The 23,501-nt window shown below is 65.0% G+C and carries 24 protein-coding genes; 11 read left to right on the top strand and 13 right to left on the bottom strand.

All coding sequences use genetic code 11. The annotated features are described in order from the left end of the window. Window positions 1-12 precede the first annotated feature (12 nt). Entirely contained in the window at window positions 13-1,206 is a 1,194-nt protein-coding gene (locus tag ACN9M1_RS00275; RefSeq protein ID WP_426396395.1) for a class I SAM-dependent methyltransferase, read from the top strand. 4 nt (window positions 1,207-1,210) lie between these two features. Here ACN9M1_RS00275 and ACN9M1_RS00270 read toward each other — a convergent pair whose 3' ends face one another. Continuing rightward, on the bottom strand, window positions 1,211-2,500 hold the full coding sequence (locus ACN9M1_RS00270; RefSeq protein ID WP_426396394.1) for a muropeptide transporter: 1,290 nt from the start codon (window positions 2,498-2,500) through the stop codon (window positions 1,211-1,213). A gap of 98 nt (window positions 2,501-2,598) precedes the next feature. On the opposite strand from ACN9M1_RS00270, the gene ACN9M1_RS00265 reads away from it, so the two are divergent. Beyond that, window positions 2,599-3,552: a M48 family metallopeptidase gene (locus ACN9M1_RS00265; protein ID WP_426396392.1), complete on the top strand. Its 954-nt coding sequence runs from the start codon at window positions 2,599-2,601 to the stop codon at window positions 3,550-3,552. A gap of 11 nt (window positions 3,553-3,563) precedes the next feature. On the opposite strand, the gene ACN9M1_RS00260 is transcribed toward ACN9M1_RS00265, so the two are convergent. Both ACN9M1_RS00260 and ACN9M1_RS00255 read right to left on the bottom strand, forming a co-directional pair. Beyond that, a complete protein-coding gene (locus ACN9M1_RS00260) occupies window positions 3,564-4,466 on the bottom strand; it encodes an EamA family transporter (RefSeq protein WP_426396390.1) in 903 nt (300 codons plus the stop codon). Between the two features lie 50 nt (window positions 4,467-4,516). Then, the gene (locus tag ACN9M1_RS00255; RefSeq protein WP_426396388.1) at window positions 4,517-5,104 is read right to left on the bottom strand and encodes a nitroreductase family protein; all 588 of its coding nucleotides are present in this window, start codon (window positions 5,102-5,104) and stop codon (window positions 4,517-4,519) included. 121 nt (window positions 5,105-5,225) lie between these two features. Between ACN9M1_RS00255 and ACN9M1_RS00250 the strand changes: the two genes are divergently transcribed. The 5 genes from ACN9M1_RS00250 (at window position 5,226) to ACN9M1_RS00230 (ending at window position 9,127) form a co-directional block, all read left to right on the top strand. Continuing rightward, on the top strand, window positions 5,226-5,747 hold the full coding sequence (locus tag ACN9M1_RS00250; RefSeq protein ID WP_426396379.1) for a MarR family winged helix-turn-helix transcriptional regulator: 522 nt from the start codon (window positions 5,226-5,228) through the stop codon (window positions 5,745-5,747). A gap of 23 nt (window positions 5,748-5,770) precedes the next feature. Continuing rightward, window positions 5,771-6,376, top strand: coding sequence for a DUF6630 family protein (locus ACN9M1_RS00245; protein WP_426396378.1), 606 nt, complete (start codon window positions 5,771-5,773; stop codon window positions 6,374-6,376). A gap of 117 nt (window positions 6,377-6,493) precedes the next feature. Further along, the gene (locus tag ACN9M1_RS00240) at window positions 6,494-7,249 is read left to right on the top strand and encodes a YdcF family protein (RefSeq protein WP_426398893.1); all 756 of its coding nucleotides are present in this window, start codon (window positions 6,494-6,496) and stop codon (window positions 7,247-7,249) included. Window positions 7,250-7,564: 315 nt separating this feature from the next. Beyond that, window positions 7,565-8,473 (top strand): prohibitin family protein, encoded by a 909-nt coding sequence (locus ACN9M1_RS00235; RefSeq protein ID WP_426396376.1) that lies wholly within the window; start codon window positions 7,565-7,567, stop codon window positions 8,471-8,473. 174 nt (window positions 8,474-8,647) lie between these two features. Next, window positions 8,648-9,127, top strand: coding sequence for a hypothetical protein (locus ACN9M1_RS00230; RefSeq protein ID WP_426396375.1), 480 nt, complete (start codon window positions 8,648-8,650; stop codon window positions 9,125-9,127). A gap of 66 nt (window positions 9,128-9,193) precedes the next feature. Here the strand turns inward: ACN9M1_RS00230 and argC are convergent, their stop codons facing one another. Then, window positions 9,194-10,207: an N-acetyl-gamma-glutamyl-phosphate reductase gene (argC, locus tag ACN9M1_RS00225; RefSeq protein WP_426396373.1), complete on the bottom strand. Its 1,014-nt coding sequence runs from the start codon at window positions 10,205-10,207 to the stop codon at window positions 9,194-9,196. Window positions 10,208-10,330: 123 nt separating this feature from the next. Next, window positions 10,331-11,116: an exodeoxyribonuclease III gene (locus tag ACN9M1_RS00220; protein ID WP_426396371.1), complete on the bottom strand. Its 786-nt coding sequence runs from the start codon at window positions 11,114-11,116 to the stop codon at window positions 10,331-10,333. 32 nt (window positions 11,117-11,148) lie between these two features. Between ACN9M1_RS00220 and pyrE the strand changes: the two genes are divergently transcribed. Further along, a complete protein-coding gene (pyrE, locus tag ACN9M1_RS00215; RefSeq protein WP_426396369.1) occupies window positions 11,149-11,826 on the top strand; it encodes an orotate phosphoribosyltransferase in 678 nt (225 codons plus the stop codon). Window positions 11,827-11,890: 64 nt separating this feature from the next. Here the strand turns inward: pyrE and ACN9M1_RS00210 are convergent, their stop codons facing one another. From ACN9M1_RS00210 to ACN9M1_RS00195, 4 genes are all read right to left on the bottom strand, one after another. Then, window positions 11,891-12,718, bottom strand: a complete 828-nt coding sequence (locus ACN9M1_RS00210) for a polyphosphate kinase 2 family protein (protein WP_426396367.1) — start codon at window positions 12,716-12,718, stop codon at window positions 11,891-11,893. 52 nt (window positions 12,719-12,770) lie between these two features. Next, window positions 12,771-13,649 carry a diaminopimelate epimerase gene (gene dapF / locus ACN9M1_RS00205; RefSeq protein WP_426396365.1) on the bottom strand — a complete coding sequence of 293 codons (879 nt, stop codon included), beginning with the start codon at window positions 13,647-13,649 and terminating at the stop codon, window positions 12,771-12,773. An 88-nt stretch (window positions 13,650-13,737) separates the two neighbouring features. Continuing rightward, window positions 13,738-14,631, bottom strand: a complete 894-nt coding sequence (locus ACN9M1_RS00200; protein ID WP_426396363.1) for a lipid A biosynthesis lauroyl acyltransferase — start codon at window positions 14,629-14,631, stop codon at window positions 13,738-13,740. 13 nt (window positions 14,632-14,644) lie between these two features. After that, entirely contained in the window at window positions 14,645-15,493 is an 849-nt protein-coding gene (locus ACN9M1_RS00195) for a lysophospholipid acyltransferase family protein (RefSeq protein ID WP_426396362.1), read from the bottom strand. 246 nt (window positions 15,494-15,739) lie between these two features. Between ACN9M1_RS00195 and metK the strand changes: the two genes are divergently transcribed. Then, window positions 15,740-16,930, top strand: coding sequence for a methionine adenosyltransferase (gene metK / locus ACN9M1_RS00190; protein WP_092974328.1), 1,191 nt, complete (start codon window positions 15,740-15,742; stop codon window positions 16,928-16,930). A 112-nt stretch (window positions 16,931-17,042) separates the two neighbouring features. Here the strand turns inward: metK and ACN9M1_RS00185 are convergent, their stop codons facing one another. Both ACN9M1_RS00185 and ACN9M1_RS00180 read right to left on the bottom strand, forming a co-directional pair. Next, a complete protein-coding gene (locus ACN9M1_RS00185; RefSeq protein ID WP_426396360.1) occupies window positions 17,043-17,648 on the bottom strand; it encodes a hypothetical protein in 606 nt (201 codons plus the stop codon). Next, window positions 17,629-18,204, bottom strand: coding sequence for a hypothetical protein (locus ACN9M1_RS00180; RefSeq protein WP_426396359.1), 576 nt, complete (start codon window positions 18,202-18,204; stop codon window positions 17,629-17,631). Before ACN9M1_RS00180 ends, ACN9M1_RS00185 begins: the two co-directional genes overlap by 20 nt. A gap of 282 nt (window positions 18,205-18,486) precedes the next feature. Here ACN9M1_RS00180 and ACN9M1_RS00175 point away from each other — a divergent pair, with 282 nt between their 5' ends. Then, window positions 18,487-19,371 (top strand): AraC family transcriptional regulator, encoded by an 885-nt coding sequence (locus ACN9M1_RS00175; protein WP_426396357.1) that lies wholly within the window; start codon window positions 18,487-18,489, stop codon window positions 19,369-19,371. Between the two features lie 4 nt (window positions 19,372-19,375). On the opposite strand, the gene ACN9M1_RS00170 is transcribed toward ACN9M1_RS00175, so the two are convergent. Further along, on the bottom strand, window positions 19,376-21,361 hold the full coding sequence (locus tag ACN9M1_RS00170) for a phosphatase PAP2 family protein (RefSeq protein WP_426396355.1): 1,986 nt from the start codon (window positions 21,359-21,361) through the stop codon (window positions 19,376-19,378). Window positions 21,362-21,609: 248 nt separating this feature from the next. Between ACN9M1_RS00170 and ACN9M1_RS00165 the strand changes: the two genes are divergently transcribed. Beyond that, a complete protein-coding gene (locus tag ACN9M1_RS00165) occupies window positions 21,610-22,773 on the top strand; it encodes an HPP family protein (RefSeq protein WP_426396353.1) in 1,164 nt (387 codons plus the stop codon). Between the two features lie 6 nt (window positions 22,774-22,779). Here ACN9M1_RS00165 and ACN9M1_RS00160 read toward each other — a convergent pair whose 3' ends face one another. Continuing rightward, window positions 22,780-23,394, bottom strand: a complete 615-nt coding sequence (locus ACN9M1_RS00160) for a glutathione S-transferase (RefSeq protein WP_426396351.1) — start codon at window positions 23,392-23,394, stop codon at window positions 22,780-22,782. Window positions 23,395-23,501 lie beyond the last annotated feature (107 nt).

Here is a 23,501-nt window from a genome sequence, read left to right as displayed (position 1 = left end):
TACAATCCGGCGATGAGCAAAACCGTGAGTTTACCGCTTCCTAACGAGGCGGCGCAGGCGCAATCCGCCCACCTGTTCGCCGTGATCGCCGACGCCATTGCGGCCGCCGGCGGCTGGCTCCCGTTCGATCGCTACATGGAACTGGCGCTCTACGCGCCCGGCCTGGGCTACTACAGCGGCGGCGCGGCCAAGTTCGGCCGTCGCGTGGAAGATGGCGGCGACTTCATCACCGCGCCCGAACTGACGCCCTTCTTCGGCCGCACCGTCGCGCACCAGATCGCACAGGTGCTGCAGACGCTACCCGAAGGCCAGCGCCACGTACTGGAATTTGGCGCCGGTACCGGCAAGCTGGCCGCCGACATCCTGACGGAACTGGATGCGCTGGGTGCGCGGCCCGACAGCTACGGCATCGTCGAACTGTCTGGCGAACTACGCCAGCGCCAGCAGGAACGCCTGACTGCGCTTGGCCCGGAGTTTGCCGCGCTAGCGCACTGGCACGACACGCTGCCGAGCCGATTTGCCGGCGTGATGATCGGCAACGAAGTGCTGGATGCAATGCCCGTGGCGCTGTGGGCGCGGCGCAGTGGTGTTTGGCACCGACGCGGCGTAGTGCTCGATGCCGAACAAGGTCTGCAGTGGGAAGACCGGCTTGCCGATCCGGCGGAAGTGCCGGCCAAGCTGGCGGCGCTGCCCGGCACACAAGACTTCATCACCGAATCGCACGAAGCTGCCGAGGGCTTTATCCGCAGCGCGGGCGCCACGCTCGAGCGCGGCCTGCTGCTGCTGATCGACTACGGCTTCCCGGCCGCCGAGTACTACCACGCGCACCGCGCCAACGGCACGCTCATGTGCCACTACCGCCAGCACGCACACGACGATCCCTTCTGGCTGCCCGGCCTGCAGGACATCACCGCGCACGTTGATTTTTCGGGGATTGCCCAGGCGGGGCAAGAGGCTGGGCTGGAACTGCTCGGCTACACGAGCCAGGCGCGGTTTCTGTTGAGCGCCGGCGTGGGCGAGTTGCTGATGACGCTCGACCCATCTGATCCGATGCAATTTCTGCCGGCAGCCAATGCCGTGCAGAAGCTGCTCTCGGAAGCGGAGATGGGCGAGCTGTTCAAGGCGATTGCCCTGGGCAAGGGCATCGACGCGGCGCTGCCGCTGGCCGGCTTTGCGGATGCCGACCGTTCGAACCGCCTAGGCTAGTCAATCAGGCGGACGCTGCCTTGGCCGCTTTGGCTTCCAGCGCGCGTTCGTTCTGCTCGGCTTCATACCGGCCGATCGTGCCGCGCATCCACCACAGCAGCGCCAAGCCTGGGAAGGCAAACGCCACGGTCATCAGGTAGAACGCGGGCCAGCCATAGGCTTCCACCAGGTAGCCCGAGGTCGGCCCGACGTACACGCGACCGATGGAGGCCAGCGCCGACAACAGCGCATACTGCGTCGCCGAGAACGACCGATTGCACAGCGCCATCAGCAGCGCCACGAAGGCCGCCGTGCCCATGCCGCCGCAGATGTTCTCGATGCCGATGGCCACCGCCATCGTCCACAGATGCTGCGGCGTGACGGCCAGCACCCAGTAGCCCAGGTTCGACACCGCCTGCAGCACGCCAAACAGCAGCAGCGCGCGCACGAGGCCCAGCCGCACCATCAGCGTGCCGCCGTACAGCGCGCCGACGATGGTCGCCGCCAACCCCAGTGTCTTGTTGACGATGCCCACCTCGCCCGCCGAGAAACCGACGCCGCGAATGAGGAACGTGGTCGACAAGCTGCCCGCAAATGCATCGCCGAGCTTGTAGAGCACAATCAGCGCCAGCAGCGCCCAGGCCCCGCGGCGCGAGAAGAAATCCTCCAGCGGCCCGAGCACCGCTTCCTGCAGCGTGCGCGGCGGGCGCGCTGACACCTCGGGCTCGGGCGACCATAGCGTCGTGAAGATGCCGAGCGCCATCAAGCTGGCCATCAGCAGGTACATGTTGCTCCAACCCATCACGCGATCGGCCAGGTACAGCGCTAGGCCGCCCGACACCAGCATCGCGAGCCGGTAGCCGAGCACCTTGACCGCCGCGCCGACGCCACGCTCGCTGGCGTGCAACACATCGGTGCTGTACGCGTCGAAGACGATGTCCTGCGAGGCCGACAGAAACGCCACCAGCACCGCCAGCCCGGCGAGCGTCCACAGCGCGGCATGTGGCGGCGTGAAGGCCATGGCAGCAATCGAGAGCACCAGCCCCGCCTGCGTGATGACCAGCCAGCCGCGCCGACGACCCCCGATTGGGGGTGTGAAGCGATCCATCAACGGCGCCCACAGGAATTTGAAGATGTACGCCTGCCCCACCAGCGAGAACAGCCCGATGGTGCGGATGTCCAGCCCTTCCACCGTCATCCACGCCTGCAGCGTGCCGGAGGTGAGCGCCAACGGTAGCCCGGAGGCAAAGCCCAGCATCAACATCGCGCCGATGCGGCGATTGCGGAAAACGTCGAGATAATCGTGGAAGGTCATGCGGCGGGCCGGGTGCGAAGGCGGGTGCGGGTTGCCACGAAGCGTGGCGGCAAGCGTTGGCCGATATTATGTCCCAGTCGATCTGGCCTACTGTCTTCATGTCACGCGTGTTGCGCTTTCTCCTTCCCGTTGCCGGCCTTGTGCTCGCCACCTGGGCCACTGCCATGGACGGCCCGTTGCCCGTGCCCGCCGACGGCGTGAAGCTGGAAGCGCCGACCACCACATCGCCCAACATCCGCCTCGTCATTCCGTCGGACGAAATCGACAAACGCGCGCTGGCGGAGTACAGGCAGGTCGTCGACAACGCGGCGAAAGAAGGCGCACTCGCCCCCGACAACGTGCCGGATCTGATCCGCATCCGCGCCATCACCAAGCGACTGATTCCACAAGCGCCGCGCTGGAACGCCGACGCCGCGCGCTGGCAGTGGGAGGTCAACCTGATCGGCGCCAATCAGGTCAATGCGTTCTGCATGCCCGGCGGCAAGATCGCCGTGTTCTCTGGGCTGCTGGAGCAATTCAAGCTGACGAACGACGAACTCGCCATGGCGCTGGGCCACGAGATCGCCCACGCGCTGCGCGAGCACGCGCGCGCCCGCGCCGGCCAGCGTGAGATCACCAACCTGGGCGCCAACGTGATCTCGCAGTTGTTCGGCTTCGGCAACCGGGGCGATACGGACCTGGGCGAAGGCGCCAAGATGCACCTGCTCGCCTTCTCGCGTGCCGAAGAAACGGAAGCCGACCTCGTCGGCATGGACATCGCCTCGCGCGCCGGCTACGACCCGCGTGCCGCGCTCACGCTGTGGCAGAAGATGGGCTCGATTGGCGGGGCGGAGCAGAAGCAGTTCCTGTCGACACACCCGTCGGGGCGCACACGCATGGTGGTGCTGTCGCGCCATCTGCCGGAAACCTTGCCCCTGTTTGCCGATGCGCTGCACATGCCGATGGCGAAGCTGCCGGAATATCGGTCGAACATGCAATATCTGGGGGCGGCACCTGTTGATAATGGTGATGAGGCGCCGATGCAGCCGATCAAGCCGATGGTGCGGCGGTAACGGACGCGCGGTCAGCGCCCGCCCGGCTGCAGAGGCGCTGCCGGAGCCACGCTCGTGCGCCGACCATGCCGAGAGAGCGCCATCCCCGCCACCGTGGCAACCAGGATCAGCAGCGCACCGGCCGTCTGCACCGGCGTGAACCATTCGCCCAGCACGAGCGCGCCGAGCACCGTGGCCGTCAGCGGACTCAGCAACGAGAGGAAGGTCACGTCCGCGCCCAGCACACCAATGCCACGCACCCACAGCCAGTAACCGAGCGCGGTGCCGATGGGCACCAGATACAGGAAACCGACGACATTGCGCGCCGTCAGCGCGGGCGGCAGGCCTTCCACCAGCAACGCCACCGGCAGCAGCACCAGCCCACCGAGCGCGAGTTGCCATGCCGCCAGCGCGAGCGGCGTACCAATGCGGCCCCAGCGCTCGATCAGCACCGTACCTGTCGCCATCGACAATGCGGCCGCTAATGCAGCGCCTACCCCGATCGCATCCAGCTTGGCTTCCGGCCCAAGAATCAGCAAACCCACACCCAGCGAGCCCGCCAATGCGGCCGCCAGTTGCGCCGGCCGCGGCGTGCGGCGCAGCAGCGGCCACGCCAGCAACCCCACCACCAGCGGCTGCGCCGACATGATCGTCGCCGCCACGCCGCCCGGCAGACGCTGGGCCGCCACGAACAGCAGCGCGAAAAACACGCCAATGTTCGCCAGACCGAGAAACATCAGCGGCAGCAGCTTGTCACGCGGCGGCAGGCCCGGACCAAGCAGCATCAACAGCACACCAGCCGGCAGCGCCCGCAGCGCGCCCACCAGCAGCGGATGGTCAACCGGCAGCGTCTGGGTGAACACCAGGTAGGTAGTGCCCCACAAAATGGGCGCCAGCGCAGTGACCAGCATGACAGCCAAGCGATTCGACGGCATGGCGCCTCCTCTTTAATATTTCGATATCGAAATAATTGGACAAACAAAAATTACGCAGGAAACCGCCCGCTGAACGCAAGCTCGTTGACCGGTCGACGGGGGGTCGGCCCCTCGTGCTCCCGCAGGGGCTCCGGCAGCGACGACAGCGTGCCGCGGCGCCCCACCGCCACGGCAATCTCGATGTGAAAGCGTTCCGGCACATGCAGCACGGTCCTCGCCTGGTCAAAGTCCACGCCAGCCATGGCGCGCGCGTGATAACCCAGGCTGATCGCTTGCAGCGCCAGTTGCGCCCACGCGGCGCCCGCGTCAAAGCTGTGCGTGCGCGACGGCACGGCCTCGGCCGCATCCCCAGGTCGAACGAGCGTATCGGACAACACGAAGATCAACGCCGAGGCGTGCTGCGCCCAGTCGCCATTGAACGGGACGAGCAAATTCAGAAAATCCGCCCAGTGCGCATCGTCGCGACAGGCGTAGAGAAACCGCCACGGCTGATAGTTGTAGGCCGACGGCGCCCAACGCGCGGCCTCGAGAATACGCAGCAGATCGGCCTCGGGCATGGGCTGGCCGTCATAGGCGCGCGGCGACCAGCGCGCCAGGAAAAGAGGATCGATCGGATGATCGGCGAGTCGTTCGGTCATGGGTTCCTTCCGTGAGCCAGTGCGGCGTGACGTCAATTGCCCCGCATCGGCAAACCCGATACGATTTCAAGCATCTCGACATCAAGTAGTTTGACGTCGAAATACTAGGATGAGGTTTTCGATGCGTCAAGGTGATCCCGGCAATCCCCCATCGTCCCAAGGGGGACCCATCGACAACATCCTCGCGCAATGGCGGCGCGAGCGGCCGGACGTCGACCCGAGCCCGATGGCTGTCGTGGGCGAGATCTGGCGCGCGGGCGAGCGGCTACGGCAAGGCGTGGTGGCCAACGTGGCGAGCGCGGACCTGGACTTCGCGGGTTTTGACGTCCTGCTCACCCTGCGCCGCAACGGCCGCACACAGGCACTGTCGCCCTCCGCACTGGCCAAGGACATGATGCTGTCCACGTCTGCCATGACCAATCGGCTGGACCGGCTGGAAAAGCGCGGCTTGATCGCCCGCAAAACCGACCCGGAAGACCGGCGCGGCTTGCAGATCATGCTGACGGATGCCGGTTTCGCGCTGGTGGATGGGCTGGTCGACTCGCATGTGGCGACAGAAGAACGAATGCTCGCGGCGCTGAGCCAGGCGGAGCGGGCGATATTGCGGGAGTTGCTCGGCAAAATCGGCGGGCTGACGGAATAAACCACCCCCAGGAGAAGGCAATCATGCTGAAGCGCTTCAAGAACCTGTTCAGCCGGCCCACGCCGACCCCCATATCGGAAGACCCGCTGCAGGACGACGACATCCTGCGCGAGCATGGCGCTCCCGGCGCGGAAGCCATCGATGCATTGGCCGCGTTCGTACGGCTGGTAGCGGCGCCGCGCGGGCAAGCGGAGGCAGACCAACTGGCGGCTACGGTGCAAACCGGCGACCTACCCGGAGACGACATCACCGAGCTGTTGACATGGTCGATCGCCCGAGACCTTGGCGACGGCACGCCCGGGACGCTCGCCATCTGGGTCGACTGGAAAGCGTCAGATGAAATCGAATGGCAGGTGGAAAAGCTGCTCGACACGCTGGGCATCGATGCGCGTTGGGAATGGGCGGTCGCGGAGCCCGAACGCACTGTTGCCCTTGGCCTACTCGATTTCGGCGCGTGGCTCCGTCCGCATGGCTACACGCTGCTCCATGTGGATACCGGCGGCGACGACTACTTTGCCCTGCCCTTCCGAACGGATTTACTCGATGACGCGCTCGCATACGCACAGCACGCGGGGCTGAAGGCGGAGCAGGCAGACGACTTCCGCGTATCGCAAGGGCTATCGCTCTAGTCCAACCCACCACAACGCCCCCGTAAGCAGACGGGTCGCGCGCGCGGCCATTCCTCATTACGATGGCTCCCCATGCATGCGAAGGGCGTGCCGTGTTGTGCCAAATGGGGGAAAGCCGTGAGCCTGGCCGTGCTGTGTGTACTGGTGATCGTGGCGGCCGTGTGCGCGGCGCGCGGTCGGCGTCGGGCGGCGCGCTCGCTGGGGGCGATCTCAGCCGTACTGGTGGTGGCGGTTGGCTGCGGGCCGGTGCCGGCGTGGCTGCTCGATTCGCTCGAAAAGCCCTTCGAGAACGAACCGCAGATTGCCTGGGGCGCGCGCAATGCAATCGTGCTGCTGGGCGCAGGCACATTCCGCATTGGCAAGACGGTGGAGCCCGGCGTTTTCTCGTACCCGCGCCTCGTCGAGGCCGCGCAGATCTACCAGGCCTGCAAGAAAGCCAACGGCGATTGCAAGATCCTCGTGAGCGGCGGCGATGCCCGCCACCATGGCGAGCCCGAGGCCACCGTCTACCGCCGCGAACTCATCGCCCTGGGCATCGACAGTGCCGATGTGCTCATGGAGCCGAAGAGCATGAACACATGGCAGAACGCGCAATTCTCGCGCGCGGTGTTGGCGGACTATAAGCCGGAGCGCACGGTGCTCGTCTCTTCAGCCATCCATTTGCGGCGCAGCCTGCTGTATTTCGCGCACTTTGGCCTGTCGCCGACACCCGTGCGCGCCGACGATCTTCAGGCCACGGCATCCCCCTTGCCGATGGCGTACAACTTTGCGTTGACCGACTTCGCGCTGCACGAATGGATCGGCATTGCGCGGTATCACGTCTACAACGCGCTCGGCTGGAATCCGGCACGCGTGAATCCGGGCGAATCGTAAAACCTTCCAGGCCGACCGTTTGAAGTGCTGCTCTAGTGCTTCCGGAGGGCAGCAAAATTCCGGCGCCGGCCTATACTTTGTGCATCGCAACATCCGAGTTTTGCAATGCGCCACCTCGGCCGTATTGACGCTCACCGCCTCATCACCATTGGCAAGCTCGCTTGCCACCACCCGCCCACCGGGCGCGGCCATCCCTGACGGGAATCGCTGACGATTCCTGCGCCAGCAAGCGGGCCGCTGCATAAAGCAAATAAGGCAGCGCCCGCCCCGCCAGCCAACACCTCAGAAGCAAACAAATAAGCAAGGGGAACCCTCATGCCTCAAGTCACGGCAAGCAAACTGCCGGTCAAACTGCTCGCGTTCGTCTTTGGCGCCCTGGCGGCGCTGGTGATCGCGCGGACTTTCCTGCTGAACTGGCAAATCATTCCGCCCGGCTACACGGGCATCAAGATCAACCGGCTCGTTGATCGCGGCATCTCGCATGAAAACGTCGTCACCGGGTTCGTGTTCTACAACCCCGTGCAGACGGCCCTCATCCAGTACCCGACCTTCGTGCAGCGCGTGATCTGGACGCAAGACGTGAACGAAGGCCGCGCGCTCAACGAAGAGCTGACTTTCAACACCAAGGACGCCGTGCCCGTGAACGTGGACGTGGCCGTCTCGTACCAGCTCGACCGCGACAAGGTGCCGGCGTTCTACACCAACTTCCGCGCCGATCGCATCGAGACCTTCACGCACGGCTACCTGCGCGACACCGCGCGCAACGTGATCGTCGCCATCGGTTCGGAATACAACTTCGACGACGTGAACGGCGGCAAGAAGGAAGAATTCGTCGCGCGGCTGACCAAGGAGCTGGACGTGCGCCTCACACCGCTGGGCGTATCGATCAAGCAGTTCGGCATTGTCGGTTCGCTGCGCCCGCCGCGTACGTTGCTCGACGCGGTGAGCGCCAAGACCAAGGCCATCCAAGACGCCATCCGCACCGAGAACGAAGTGCGCTCCGCCCAGGCCGAAGCCAAGAAGAAGGTGGCGATTGCCGAAGGTGAAGCCGCTGCCAACCGCGCGCTGGCTTCATCGCTGGATGACCGTCTGCTCGCATGGGAACGCCTGAAGCTGGAGCGTGCTGCCATCGACAAGTGGAACGGTGCCACGCCGAGCGTGATGGCGAGCGGCAATGGTGGCGGGATGCTGTTCAACATTCCGGCGACCGGACAGAACCACTAAGTCACAGACCCGGGACCTTCATCCCGGTGCCGCGCCTGTGTCATCTGCTCCGTGGGCGGGAGCAAGCCGCGCTCTTACGCTGGCCTGACACGTCATGCAGTCCTTCGGCGTGCATCTGGCCGGCGCCCGCCATCGGCGACACGCGCTGCTGCCGCAACCTATGGAGATGTCACCATGCCGTTAAGCACACGCGTATGGGCCGGCGACCCACGCGCCAACCCGCCCGTGATCCAAACAGGCCCGGCCTACACCGGCGCCATCGTTGCCGCCCAGGTATCCAATGCAATCGGTCAGCTTAACGCTGTTCAGATCTTCGGTGCGCCCGGTCCAACCAACGTCGTGAACGTATTTAACTGGCGTATCGATCGGCAGAACGCAGGGCCGAATTTTGTGAACCTGTCGGTCCAGCGCAACAACGTCGACGCTCCCAGCACGGTGGCCTCGGTTTTTGTACCGACCAATCTAAACATCGCGCCGCCCGGCCCCGCGGCAGGCGCGGGGGCCGCAGCTGCGCATGCGGCGCGGATTGCCGAGCTGCTGCGCAACGTCCGACGCGGGCTGGAAGAAAGCCTCGCGACCCGTGTGGCGGCGGCGGGCGGGGCCCCCGGCATGGTCATCAACCGTGCCGAAGTGACTGGCGCTTATTCCGCCTGAACGCTTGCGCGCGCCCAACGAAAAACGCGCCCAAAGGCGCGTTTTTCGTATCGGCTCAACCCGTGATCAGCTTGCGAAGCCTGGGGCGGCCTCACGCACGGCATGCGCGGCGCCCGCTTCGGGAATCTGCGCTTCCACCTGCAGGCTGGTCGCCTCATCCACGCCCAGGTGCACGTTCATGCATTGCACGGCAGCGCCGGCGGCACCCTTGCCCAGGTTGTCCAGGCGGGCAGTGACGACCATGCGCTCGTCCGAGCCAAACACGAACAGATCAGCACGGTTGGTGTCATTGGCGCCCTGCACGTCGAAGAAGCCGTTGTCGAGCGTCGCGATGTTGTCCGCCGGGGCCACGCGGATGAACTGCTCACCTTGGTAGTAATCGGCGAAGACGCGGGCGATATCCGCCGGGCTCGCCTTGCGTGCCAGGTGCTGCGGGTGCAGGCCGATCGTCACGGCCAGGCCCTTGAGGAAATTGCCGACCACCGGCGTGAAGATGGGCGCGAGCGACAGGTTGCTCTGCACACGCATCTCCGGCAGGTGCTTGTGCGCCAGCGCCAGCGCGTACGGGCGCGGGCTGTCGAGCTTCGGGTTATTGGCCGCCAGGTAGTCGGCGATCATCGCCTTGCCGCCGCCGCTGTAGCCCGTGAGCGAAAACGCCGTGACCGGGTAGTCGGCCGGCACGATGCCCGCATCCACCAGCGGGCGCATCAGCAGCACAAAGGCGCTGGCGTGGCAGCCCGGCACGGCGATGCGTTTGGTGTTGCGCAGGCGCTCGCGCTGGCCGCGAGCCAGTTCGGGCAGGCCGTACACCCAGCTGTCGTCCGTGCGGAACGCGGTGCTGGCGTCGATGATGCAGGTGTTCGGGTTGTTGACCAGCGAGACAGCCTCGCGCGAGGCGACGTCCGGCAGGCACAGGAACGCGACATCGGCGGCATTCAGGAATTTGGCGCGCTCGGCCGAGTCCTTGCGCTTGTCTTCGGCGATTCGCAGCAGCTCGATATCGTCGCGTTGCGACAAATAGTCGAGCAAGCGAAGGCCGGTGGTGCCTTCCTGACCGTCGACGAAAACCTTGAATGCCATGGCGATCTCGCTAAAAAACTGGAGCAGAAAAAAACGCCGGCACTCGCCGGCACGTGAGTTTTGCATTGTAGCGGCTGCCGAAGAATTTTCTGCGGCAGCGCAACAACGTGATGTTTATGCCACTTACCAATGCACGGGCGCGTCGTAATCGACGGTGAGCGGCGCGTGGTCACTGAACTTGATGTCCTTGAATACCGACGTGCGGCGCGCCGTGGCGGCAATGCCCGGCGTGGCGATCTGGTAATCGATCCGCCACCCTACGTTCTTTGCGTAGGCCTGACCGCGGTTGCTCCACCACGTGTACTGCTCGGGGCGCTGGTCGAGCGTGCGAAACACGTCCACGTAGCCAACCTCGTCGAACAGCTTGGTCAGCCAAGCGCGCTCTTCGGGCAGGCAGCCGGAGTTCTTCTGGTTGCCCTTCCAGTTCTTGATGTCGATTTCCTTGTGGACGATGTTGACGTCGCCGCACAGCACCACCTCGCGGCCTTTTTCGTGGCGCAGGTCCTTCAGGTGATCCATGAACAGGTCCATGAAGCGGAACTTGGCCTGTTGGCGCTCTTCACCGCTGGAGCCGGACGGCACGTAGACCGAGATGATCGACAGCTTGCCGTAGCGGGCCTCGACATAGCGGCCTTCGGCGTCGAACTCGCCGTTATCGAAGCCGACGATGACTTCGTCCGGCTTGTGGCGCGTGTACAGGCCTGCGCCGCTGTAGCCTTTCTTCACCGCGTGCTGGAAGACGCCGTGGTAGCCGTGCGGCGCCAGGAATTCGGGCGTCATGTCGTCTTGCGCGCATTTCAGTTCCTGCACGCAGACGAAATCGGCGTCCTGCTTGCCCATCCAATCGAAAAAGCCTTTGCTGGAGGCAGAGCGAACGCCGTTGAGGTTGGCGGAAATGATGCGTAACATGGCGGGACTTTTTTGCAGACCAGAGAAAAAAGATGAGCCAAAACAGCGAGTTGCGCCAATCCTTCATCCGTTTTGCGGTGGAAGCCGGCGTGCTGTCGTTCGGGGAATTCGTGACCAAGGCGGGGCGGACGTCGCCCTATTTCTTCAACGCCGGCAAGTTTGCAAACGGCGCCCTGCTGGGCCAAGTCGCGCAATTCTATGCGAAAACCCTGCTGGACTCGGGCGTGGAGTTCGACATGCTGTTCGGGCCGGCGTACAAGGGCATCACGCTGGCATCGGCCACAGCCGTGGCGCTGGCGGGCATGGGGCGCGATGTGGGTTTTGCGTACAACCGCAAGGAAGCCAAGGACCACGGGGAAGGTGGCAGCCTGGTCGGCGCGAAGCTGCAGGGGCGTGTGGTGATCGTGGATGACGTGATCTCGGCGGGCACGTCGGTACGCGAGTCGGTGGAGCTGATTCGCGCGGCTGGCGCGACACCCGCTGCCGTGCTGATCCTGATGGATCGGATGGAGCGCAGCGGCAACGCGGTGGATATCGGCGAGCGCTCGGCTGTGCAGGATGTGCAGGCTCAGTACGGCATGCCGGTTGTGTCGATTGCCAACCTGGATGACTTGCTCGGGTATCTGGATAACGCTGGCGACCCTGCGCTGACGGGGTACCGTGAGAAGGCTGCGGCCTACCGCGATAAGTACGGCGTGAGCGCAATCTGATTCTGCGTGCGCTGCGATAAAAAACCCGGTGAAGGATCTCACCGGGTTTTTTCTTTCCCGCCGGCTATTCGATCTTCAACCCCGCAACCTCCGGATTCCCCGCCGGATACTTCGGCTTCATCTCCTCCAGCGTCTGCAGCAGAATCTCCGCCACCATCAGGTTCCGGTGGGTCTTGGAGTTGGCGGGAATCACGTACCACGGCGCATGGGGCGTGGCGGTGGCGTTGATGGCGTCTTCATACGCGCTCTGGTAATCGTCCCAGAGTTCGCGCTCCGAAATATCGGACGGGTCGAACTTCCAGTGCTTGTCCGGGTTATCAACGCGCCCCTGCAACCGCGCCCGCTGCTCGTCTTTCGAGATGTGCAGGAAGCATTTGATGATCGTCGTGCCGGTGTCGGTCAGCATCTGCTCGAACGCGTTGATGTGGCCGTAGCGGCGCTTGCACTCGGCAGCGCTGATCATGTCGTGCACGCGCGTGATGAGCACATCCTCGTAGTGGCTGCGGTTGAAGATGACGATCTCACCGCTCCCGGGCGTTTGCACGTGCACACGCCAAAGATAATCGTGCGCCAGCTCCTGCGGCGTTGGCGCCTTGAAGCCGACCACGCGCAGGCCTAGCGGATCCATCTCGCGGAACACGCTGCGCACGGTGCCGTCTTTGCCGGAGGTATCCATGCCCTGCAGGACCACCAGCACCTTGCGGCGGTGCTCGGCGTAGAGAACGTCCTGCAGCGTGTCGAGCCGGGGCCCCATCTCGGCGAGCCGCTCCAAGTCGCCAGCCTTGCTGCCAGTGGAAAACGGCTTGGCCGAAGCATCGGCCTTGGCGATCTTGAATTTGCTGCTGCCGTCGTAACGCCACTCGCCAATCGAAGTCCTGCCGTTGGATGCCACGGTATCTCCTTGTTGTTGTTCTGACGGGTGCGGCAGCCGGCCGCGCGGTTTGTTAGTGCGAGGCGGTCAGCTTCAGCGCATCCAGATCCAGCGTGCCTTCAAAGACGGTTGTGGCAGGGCCGGTCATCATCACGGGCTCGCCCTCGCCGGCCCAGGCGATGGTGAGGTCGCCGCCATGCGTGGCCACCTTGACGGGTGAATCGATCAGGCCACGGCGGATGCCGGCCACCACGGCCGCGCAAGCACCGGTGCCACAAGCAAGCGTCTCGCCTGCGCCGCGTTCGTACACGCGCAGGCGCACAGAGTGACGATCGACAATCTGCATGAAGCCGGCGTTCACGCGGCGCGGGAACACGGCGTGCGATTCGATCAGCGGGCCGTCTTCCAGCACGGGGAAGGCCTCGGTGTCGTCCACCACCTGCACTGCGTGCGGGTTGCCCATCGACACGGTGGACAGCCACTCGGTGCGGCCATTGATCTGCAGGGCGTGGAGCGTGTCATCGCCTTCGCTGCGGGTGGGCAGGTCTTCGGGCAGGAACGGCAGGCGTGCTGCCTCGAACACGGGCGCGCCCATGTCGACGGTCACCTGGCCATCGTCCTGCATCGTCAGCGTGGCAATGCCGTTCATGACTTCCACGCGCACGGTGCGCTTGTCGGTCAAACCCCGGTCGGTGACGAACTTGACGAAGCAGCGCGCGCCGTTGCCGCAGTGCTCCACCTCGCCGCCGTCGTGGTTGAAGATGCGGTAGCGGAAGTCGACATCGGGCCGGGTCGAGCGCTCGACCAGCAGGAGCTGATCTGCCCCCACGCCAAAGTGGCGATCGGCAATGGCCGCCCATTGCTCGGGCGTGAAATCGATCGGGGTCTGGATGCCATCGAGCACGACAAAGTCGTTGCCCGCGCCGTGCATCTTGGTGAAGTGCAGTTTCACAGTGGTAGGCCGCCCAAGGTGACATGAGCGGCAATGAGCGTTCGGAAGACGCCCATTCTAAAGCGAGCCGGGCCGCGGTTGCCCGGCGTCAATAAATGCCCGGCATGCCTTCCGGACGGTGCTTGAAGCGCTTGTGCACCCAGTAGTACTCGGTGATGCGCGGGCGGATGGCGTCTTCAAAGAAGGCGTTCATGCGGCGCGTATCGGCGGTCAGGTCGCCGGTGGGGTAGTTCTCCCACGCGGGCAGGATGCGCAGCGCGTAGCCTTGGTAGTTGGGCAGGATCTCGGTGTACATCGGCACGACCTTGGCGCCGGTCATCGATGCCATGCGCGGGATGGCGTTGAGCGTCAGCGCCGGCACACCAAAGAACGGCACGAACTCCGAGTCGCGCTCGCCGAAATCCATGTCGGAGATGAGCTGCAGCGCTTCGCCGCGCTTGATCGTGCGCATGATCTGGCGGATGTTCTCGTTGCGCGAGACCATGGTCGCGCCAAAGCGGCTGCGCAACGCCTTGATGGCATCGTCCAGCGCCGGGTTGGCCATGCGCGTGTACAGCGAGCAACCCGCGTTACCGACGTTCTTGCGCAAATAGTCTGTCAGCGCCAGCGCGCCGATCTCCACACCCGACAAGTGCAGCGTCACCAGGATGTGCGGCTGACCGTGCAGCGCCGGCAGGTTGGCCTGATCGTCGATCTTCACCACGCGGTTCAAGCGCTTTTCCGATGCAAACCACGCAAACGAGCGCTCGGCAAAACTGCGAAAGACCTTGCGGAAGACCTCGTGCGCCATGGCCTCGCGCTCGGCGTCGGACTTTTCAGGAAAGCACGCCTTCAAGTTGGCCAGCACCACGCGGCGGCGGCCATTGGGAATGCGATACAGCAGCCCGCCCAGCCCCTCGCCAAAACGCGCGACGAAACCGTACGGGAGGAAGGACAGCAGCCACAAAAAGCCGAGTCCGAGTTTGGCGGAGAAACGTTCCATAAAGGCAGCGGTGTCAGGCGGCGGGCGGCGCGTCCGCACCCTTGGGGCGCTTGTAGCGGTTATAGCCCCACAGATATTGCGTCGGCGCCACGGCAATCAACTGTTCGATGGCGGCATTGATGCGGGTGGCGGCCTGCGTGGCGTCTTCGGGCAAATCGCCGATGTCGTGTACGTGCAGCCGATAGCCGCCACCACGCGGCAGGCGCTCGGCAAACAAGGCGACCACGTGCGCACCCGTCAACCGATGCAGGCGGTGCACCAGCGTCATTGTGTAGGCGGGCTTGCCGAAAAACGGCGCCCAGACGCCTTCGCCGGCGGTGGGGGTCTGGTCGGGCAGGATACCGACGGCCTCGCCGCGCTTGAGTGCGCGCACCAGCATGCGCACGCCACGCGGGTCGGCTGGCGCCATGGACATGTTCGGTCCCGCGCGCATGGTTTCGATCCACGTGCGCAGACTTGCCTTGCGGGGCGGCTTGAACAGCGAGGTGACGGGATGCTCACGCGCGTAGGCCTGCGGCAGCACTTCAAAGCAGCCCAGATGCGGCGTCAGGAAGATCAGGCCGCGCCCATCAGCAAGCGCGCGCTCAATGATCGGGCGGCAGGCGTTGAACAAGTGCGGGGCAACATCCGCCCCGTTCTTGCGCACCCAGAAGTACGGCATCTCGAAGACCATGCGGCCGGCGGAGCGGCCAGCTTCTTTGAGCATGGCGGGCGTGGCATCGGGATACGCGTGGCGGAAGTTGGCGATGAGCCGGTCGTGATAGCGGCCGGGCACCTTGGCCGCCAGCGCCCCCAGCCAGCCGCCCAGCGCCTGCAGCGCGGATAGGGGCAAGCGTGAAAACAGCCAGAACAGGAAGGTCATGCGTGCGGTCGCAGCAATGTGTTGGTCGCAGTCGACAGGGGAACAGGGTCTTGGCCGGCGGTGCTGCGGCCCGAAAAAGTGCCGCGTATAATAGCGCGATTCGCCGAGTTAACTGACAACTTGCGGGGCGAATCCTTGTCGGGTCACAAACCTGGGCAAGGTTACTAAATACCGCTAAAGCGTCGCCGGCCGTGGCTCAAACGGATGGCGCGTAATAGCAAGTTCGCCATTCTGGAGCTTACAACCGTGTCAAACGACTTCCTCTTCACCTCGGAATCCGTTTCCGAGGGCCATCCCGACAAGGTCGCCGACCAGATTTCCGACGCCATCCTGGACGCTATCCTCGCCCAGGACAAATACGCGCGCGTCGCTGCAGAAACGCTGTGCAACACCGGCTTGGTGGTGCTGGCGGGTGAAATCACCACGACGGCCAATGTGGATTACATCCACGTGGCGCGCGAAACCATCAAGCGCATCGGCTACGACAACACCGACTACGGCATCGACTACAAGGGCTGTGCCGTGCTCGTCGCTTACGACAAGCAATCGCCGGATATCGCCCAGGGCGTCGACCGTGCATCGGACGACTACCTCAACCAGGGCGCCGGCGACCAGGGCCTGATGTTCGGCTACGCGTGCGATGAAACGCCCGAGCTGATGCCCTTTCCGATCTACTACGCACACCGCCTGGTCGAGCGCCAGTCGCAACTGCGCCGCGACGGCCGCCTGCCCTGGCTGCGCCCGGACGCCAAGTCCCAAGTGACGGTGCGTTATGTGGATGGCAAGCCGCACAGCGTGGATACCGTGGTGCTGTCGACCCAGCACGCGCCGGAGATGTCGCAAGAGGCCATCCGCGAAGCCGTGATCGAAGAGATCATCAAGCCGGTGCTGCCCTCGCACATGCTGGCCGACACCAAGTACCTGGTGAACCCGACCGGCCGCTTCGTCATCGGCGGCCCGCAAGGTGATTGCGGCCTGACCGGCCGCAAGATCATCGTCGATACGTACGGTGGCGCGGCCCCGCACGGCGGCGGCGCATTCTCGGGCAAGGATCCGTCGAAGGTCGACCGCTCGGCAGCGTACGCCGCGCGCTATGTCGCCAAGAACGTGGTGGCAGCCGGTCTGGCGCGTCAGTGCCAGGTGCAGGTGAGCTATGCGATTGGCGTGGCGCGCCCGATCAACATCACGGTGTACACCGAAGGCACGGGCGTGATCCCAGACGACCAGATCGCCAAGCTCGTGCACGAGCACTTCGACCTGCGTCCGAAGGGCATCGTGCAGATGCTGGACCTGCTGCGCCCGGTGTACGAAAAGACCGCCGCTTACGGCCACTTCGGCCGCGAAGAGCCGGAGTTCAGCTGGGAAGCCACCGACAAGGCCCTGCTGCTGCGCGAAGCGGCCGGCCTGGCGGGTGAGCCGGCCAAGGCCTTTGCCTGAGCCTGCGTTGCTGCAAAAAGGAAACCGCCCCTCGGGGCGGTTTTTTTATTCGCGATTCGTTCACGAGAAAGGCCGCCCCGAAGAACGGCCCCCTCTTGCTACGAGCGTTCTGCTATTGCTTGGCAACCGCCGCTCGAAACGCAGCATCGTCAAGCAAGGTACCGACGAGCTTGCGATACAGCGCCTCGTACTGCCCGGCTGCCTGCGGAATCGCGGAAACGCCCACGAAGGGAGAATCCCACGACGCCTCGCTGCGCAGAGCTCGGTCATAGCGCACCGTACCGGCCCGCGTGACGACAAACCGCGCAACCAGCGCCGCTTTGCCCGTGCCCACAGGCGCTTCAACCGTACTGTCGAGCAGCGTACCGGTAATCACCGCGTCAGACTTGGCATCCAGCAAACCGGCGGATTGCAACTCGACCCGCAGGGTTTCGCGCAGGTATTGAGCAAACGAGCCCTCCACCGGCGAGCGCACCATGTTGCTGCGAATGCTGACGCCCTTGTCGATGCTGGCCGACTGCCCTGCATCGAGCGTGAACTGGCCAACCTGGACCGCGCCAATTGCAGGATTGCCACCGCGTAGTTTTGCCGCATTCTCGATGGTCGGCTTAGGCGGACTCATCGGCATTTCGGCACAGCCGGCCAGAAGCAAGGCGGCGGCCAGCAGCCCCAAGCCGAGCGCGTGCACCGCGCCAGCGTCAGTTGAAGGCCGTGTCATAAGACAGATCCTTCAGCGCGTTGCTGACCACATCCCGCGTCATCTGTTGGACAGCATCGAGCATCGACGCCGACTTCTGCACGCCTGCGGGCGGATTGGCGTTGCCGATCGTCGTGTGGATAGCGTGGCGCGCCATCTTAACGATCGGCGTGGTCTGACCTGCCGGCAGATAGCTGACCGTGCAGATGTAGCCGTCCGTCACCGCGCTGCCCGCCAGACCGAACGTGAGCCCCGTCACAAAACCCTTGGCGCCAGGGTTGTCCGTGAGCGGCACATTATTCAGCGTCACGTTGAGCATGCCGACGTTGGGCGTCGGATCCGTCGATACCTTGGCGAACAAGCCCGTATCGGTCACTTCCTTTGCGACGGTGTCCTTGAGCAGCGTCGTGGCACGGGGATTGGGCGCGCCCTTCGTCTGGAACTCGAACACCAGTTGGACCGGTTTCGGGTCTGCAACCTTCTTCATCTCCGATGGAGGCACCAGCTTGGTCGCCGTATCGACGTAGGTGCTTGCGCAGCCCGTCAACAGGGCCGCGCTAACCAGTGCCGTGGCCATGACAACTCGGCGGATGAAGGCTCCGCCCCCCAACTTGTTGTTGTTTTGCATACCCTGATTCTTCTGATGAGAGATTTACTCGGATACGTCAGCGCAGGCGATCGACATGGATCCGTGCCCCCGCAGACGGTGCCCCGACGGGGCTCAGGGATGCTATCAAGCAAGCGCGTGCTCCATGCCCCCCTTTTAAGTGGGGTATTGCAACATCACAATCGAGAAATCCCGATCAGGCGCGGTCTACATGGTCCCACTACCGTATCGCCACCCAGGAGCCCATCCCAATTGACGACCACCGCCACCGATCACTACCTCGCCCGCATGCGCGCCGTACTGGCGCATATCGACACGCACCTGGAAGACGCGCTCGACGTGGAACAGTTGGCGGAGGTGGCCGCGTTCTCGAAGTACCACTTCCACCGCCAGTTCACGCTGCTGTTCGGCATGAATGTCGGGCGCTATGTGCAGTTGCTGCGCCTGAAGCGCGCTGCGCATCAGCTTGCGTATCGCGACGCTGCGCGCATCACCGACATTGCGCTGGCATGTGGGTACGAGGCGCCGGAAGCCTTTACGCGTGCGTTCCGCAAGCAGGCGGGACAATCGCCGACGGATTTTCGGACCACGCCGCGATGGGGCACCTGGGCCACCGATCTACACGCGCTACGCGCCCTCAGGAGTGAACACATGCCCGTACAACCGCAAAGCCAATCCGTCGACATCGTTGAACGCGAAGACGTGCCTGTTGCCGCCACCGAACATCATGGCGACCCGGCCGGCCTCGGCCAGACCATCCGCACGTTCATCGCCTGGCGCCGCGAACACCGGCTGCACCCGAGCGTTTCTGCCACGTACAACATCGTCTACAACAACCCCGACGACGTGCCGCCCGAAGCGTTTCGCATGGATATCTGCGCGGCCGTGCGCGAGCCGGTGGCGCCCAATGCGGCAGGCGTCATACCGAAAACCCTGGCCGGCGGGCGCTACGCCGTGCTGCGCCACACAGGCTCGGATGACACGCTCGGCCAGAGCGTCACGTACCTGTATGCCGAATGGCTGCCCGCCAGCGGCGAGGAATTGCGCGACGCGCCGCTGCTGTTCCAGCGCGTGCGCTTCTACCCTGATGTGCCCGAGCACGAAGCCGTGACGGACGTGTTGCTACCGCTCAAGTGAGCGCTCAGGCATCCAGGTGAATCTGGATGCCTGTTGCCGTATAGATGGCCGTGGCCTTGAAGCCGTCCACCATCACCGTCGAGAACTGGCGGTTGCTGCCCGCGCCATCCACCACGGCGATGGTGTCGCCCACCTTGGGCGTGTAGCCGTTGACGAACTTCACGTGCAGCGTGCCGCCGGCAATCGTGGTCAGGCCGGCCACGCTCAGCTTGCCCTGGCCGTTCGGGCCGATGGCGAGGTTGAGCGTCGTGCCCTGCAGTTGCGTGAACTTGCCCGCAATGGCCACCGCCGCCGGTGCATTCACGGCCAGCGTGCCAGCGCCCAGGTACACATCGCCCGCGCCGAATGCGTTGGCCGAATCGGCCTCCAGCACGCCGCCTGCGATTTGCGTACCTCCGGTGTAGGTGTTGGCGCCCGCCAGACGCAGCATGCCCGTGCCCTGCAGCGTGAGCTTGCCCGCGCCCGAGATGGCATTGCGCCACGTGTCTGCCGCGTTGAAGCCGCCCTGGCTGGCATCCATCGACACGACCACGTTGCCGTTGAAGGCGCCGTAACCATCGGCCGCAGCAAACAGGTTCAGGCGGCCCCAGCCTTCAGCATCGTCGAGAACAGGGTAGCCGGAGGCCAACTCGGTGGTCTTGAGCACCACGCGGCGCTGATCGGCACTCAGGTACGGGAAGCGCGTTTCCAGCAGCACCTCAGCGCCCTTGGGCACCACGGGCGCCAACGCTGCGCTGTTGATCTGCGTGAAGCCGAAGGTCATGCGGCGCGTAAAGTTGGCCTGGTTGGTGCCGTAGTCGGCAAAGCGGTCGGTGGCTGTCGTGCCGGACTGCGCGAGCGCCGGGAAGCTGGTGGCGTCGGTGCCCGTCTGCGCCATCAGCGCGGTGTGCGCTTGCGTGAAGGCGGTGGCCTTGAGCGTGGCGTTGGCCGGATCGTTCAAGTTGGCGGCCACGGCGGCAATGCCGAGCATGCGCCCGGACATCACGTCCAGCGGCGAGTGCATGCCGGCCAGGATGCGGTTCTCGCCCAGCTCCGTGCCGCGCGTGAGCATCTGCTGGAAGCGCTCGGGCACCAGGTACGCCATCGCCACGGCATCGCGCATGGCTTCGGCGGAGTGGCCGCTGATGAAGCCGCCATCGGTGCCGGGCGTCGTGCTTTCGGCGGGCACCAAGGTCGGCGCGACCACCACGCTGCTGCTCCAACGGTACGGGCGCGCGTATTTGTAGAAGCGCTTGGCCGGCTCGGTGGAAGCGTTGTTGCCCATCGTGTTGATCAGGTCGACCACCTTGCCGAAGGTGGCATTGCCGCCCGAGGTGCCGACGCCCGTGTTGTTGCCGCTGTCGTTGTAGAGCACGGTGTTGGCATCGGCCGGCACGGAGGTGATGCTGGTGGTCTGCTGCGTGAGCGTGCGCCACGCAGTGGTGAGCGGCCCCATGCCGTCGGTCACGCTGTAGCCCTTGCCGCGGCGGTCGTCAAAGTAGGCCGCATCGGCCTGGGCCGGCGTGCGGTTGGTGGTGGCGTTCACCACGTACTGAATGTTGGCGTTCAACACCGGCAGATTCAGCTGCGTGCCGCCCGCCGTGCCGTCGTTGGGCAGGCCCGTCCAGGTGGAGGCCACCACGGCCGGGAACGACCCATTGGCCGGCGCCGACACCCCCGCGTCGACGATTTCCGTCAGCGGCTGCCAGAGGTCCAGAAAGCGCGTGAACAGGCGCACCCCGGCATTGGTGCCGAGCGTGGCGTAACGCGCGTCGCCGCGCTGGTTGGTGGCGATGTTGTCCACGAACGCGGGCACGCCGCTGGTCACCGCCGCCGTGTCGACAAAGCCCGGATCCGCCGGCGGCGCCGGAATGGCCTGCGTGGTGGCCACCGGTGCGGTGGAGGTGTCATCACCACCGCCGCACGCGGTCAGGGCAAGCGCGCCAAACAGGGCAACGAGCCTGGCGCAAACGCGCGGGCGGGCAAGAACGGGACGGGCAAAAGCAGACATGGGCAAGCGGGCCGACGCCCGCAGAACGCTGGAAAAGCCCAGCAGTCTCGGCGCGCCCCATGAAATTCGCGTGACGGTTGCGTGACAGAACGCAAACGGTTGCGCCCCATTGTTGGGCACGTCGGGCAGGCATGTCGCGGGCAGTGCCGCGCCCTGCCGTTATGTCACAGCGTGATAGAATTCACGCCACAATTTTTGACTCTGGTGAAGCCTCTGCCGTGTTCGCGGGCCATCGCCGTCCGTCGACCATGTCTGCCCCACCGCTCCAACGCAGCGCCCTGCGTCGCTGGCTCCACAGTTTTGTCCCCGCCCCTGTCACCATTCGCTGGCGCGAGCGCGTGCGTTCTGCCGTGGGCGCGCTCGTTGGCATTCTGTTGACCGGCACGATGATGAAGCTGGTGCCCGGCGCATCCACGCTGATCCCGCTGCTGGTGGCCCCCATGGGCGCGTCGGCCGTGCTGTTGTTTGCGGTGCCGGCCAGTCCGCTGGCGCAGCCGTGGTCGATCATCGGCGGCAATCTGGTGGCAGCCACCGTGGGCGTAACGTGTGCGCTGCTGGTCGATGATCCGGTGCTGGCCTCCGCGCTGGCCGTATCGATTGCCATTGCCGGCATGTTTGCGCTGCGCTGCGTGCACCCACCCTCGGGCGCGGTGGCATTGACGGCGGTGATTGGCGGGCCGGCCGTGCATGCACTGGGGTATCGCTTTGTGGCCGAGCCGATCCTGATTCAGTCGGCGTTGCTGCTGGTGGGCGCGCTGGTGTACCACGCCGCCACGGGCCACCGGTATCCGCACGCACAGCGCCTGCCGGCTGCAGAGCGCCCACCCACCACTGCCGGCTTTACGCGGGCCGACATCGTCGCTGCGCTGCGCCGCCAGAGCGAGCTGCTCGACATCGACCCCGAAGACATCGAGGCCGTGCTGCGCGAGATGCAGCTCCAGGCTCGAGAAGAGAAACTGCGCCGCACCTTCCACGCACTCACCTGTGCCGACATCATGTCGCAGCCGGTCATTGCTGCCACGCCAGCCACGTCGATCCCGCGTGCGTTGCAACTGCTGCGTCAGCACAGCATCAAGGCGCTGCCGGTGGTGGATGCGGGGCAGCGCGTGATCGGCATCGTCACCCGTGCGGATTTGCTCGGCCTGAACCCACGCGACCTGCGCCAGACCCTGCGCCACTGGTTCAGCATCGGCGCGCTCACCCCGCCGCGCGTGGCCGACCACATGAAGACGCACGTGCAGATCATTGCCGCCACTGCGCCCATGTCCGACCTGGTGCCGCTGTTTGCCAACGCCGGGCACCACCACATCCCCGTGATTGACGCCAATGGCCAACTGGCCGGCATCATCACCGAATCGGATTTGGTAGGCGGGCTGTACCGGCAGGCCACGATCGAACCGCAGGCGGCCTGAGCGCCGTCAGGTTGCGTCGATGGGGGTGTCACGAAAGACGCCCAGCTGTTCCGCCGCCACCGAATACGCTACCAGGCGCGGGTAGTCCGCCGCCGGCACCCGATCCGCCACCATCAGTTGGATAAAGGCCCACGCCACGGCCACCGTCACACCGGCCTGCGTCAACTCGCCTGCCTCCACCGGCAGCGGCACGTCTTTCCACTCGGTCTCCAGCGCGTCCACTGCCGCCAGCAACTGGCCATGCACGCGATCGACCCACGGCCCGTGCACCTTCTCCGTCGGCCGCAGGTTGTGCTCGTAGACGATTTGTATCGCCTTCTCGCACGCGGCCAGCGCCAGACCGATCGCGCGCAATTCACGTTGACGCGCGGCAATCGGCGCGGGCAACAGACTGCGCCCGGCCACGGCCTCGGCGTAATCGATGATGAGCGTGGAATCCATCAGCACCGTGCCGTCATCGCACACCAGCGTGGGCGCCTTGACCACGGGGTTGATGGCCTGGAACCGATCGAAATGCCGGAAGACCGACACCGACGCATGCTCGAACGGCAGGCCGAGCAGCTTGAGCGAAATGGCGGTACGGCGCACATAGGGAGAGTCGAGCATGCCGATCAACTTCATGGGGTCTCCTGGGTGAGGGGCAAGGTGAGGCGCCATAGCGAGCCATGGGCGCGTGGACGTTCATGATAGTCAGCCCCCGCCAAGCCTGCTGATGGCCCTAGGCATGT

The sequence above is a fragment of the Ralstonia sp. R-29 genome, from assembly GCF_049913345.1.
Classification (GTDB): Bacteria; Pseudomonadota; Gammaproteobacteria; order Burkholderiales; family Burkholderiaceae; genus Ralstonia.
This window is presented reverse-complemented; position numbering and strand designations above follow the sequence as displayed.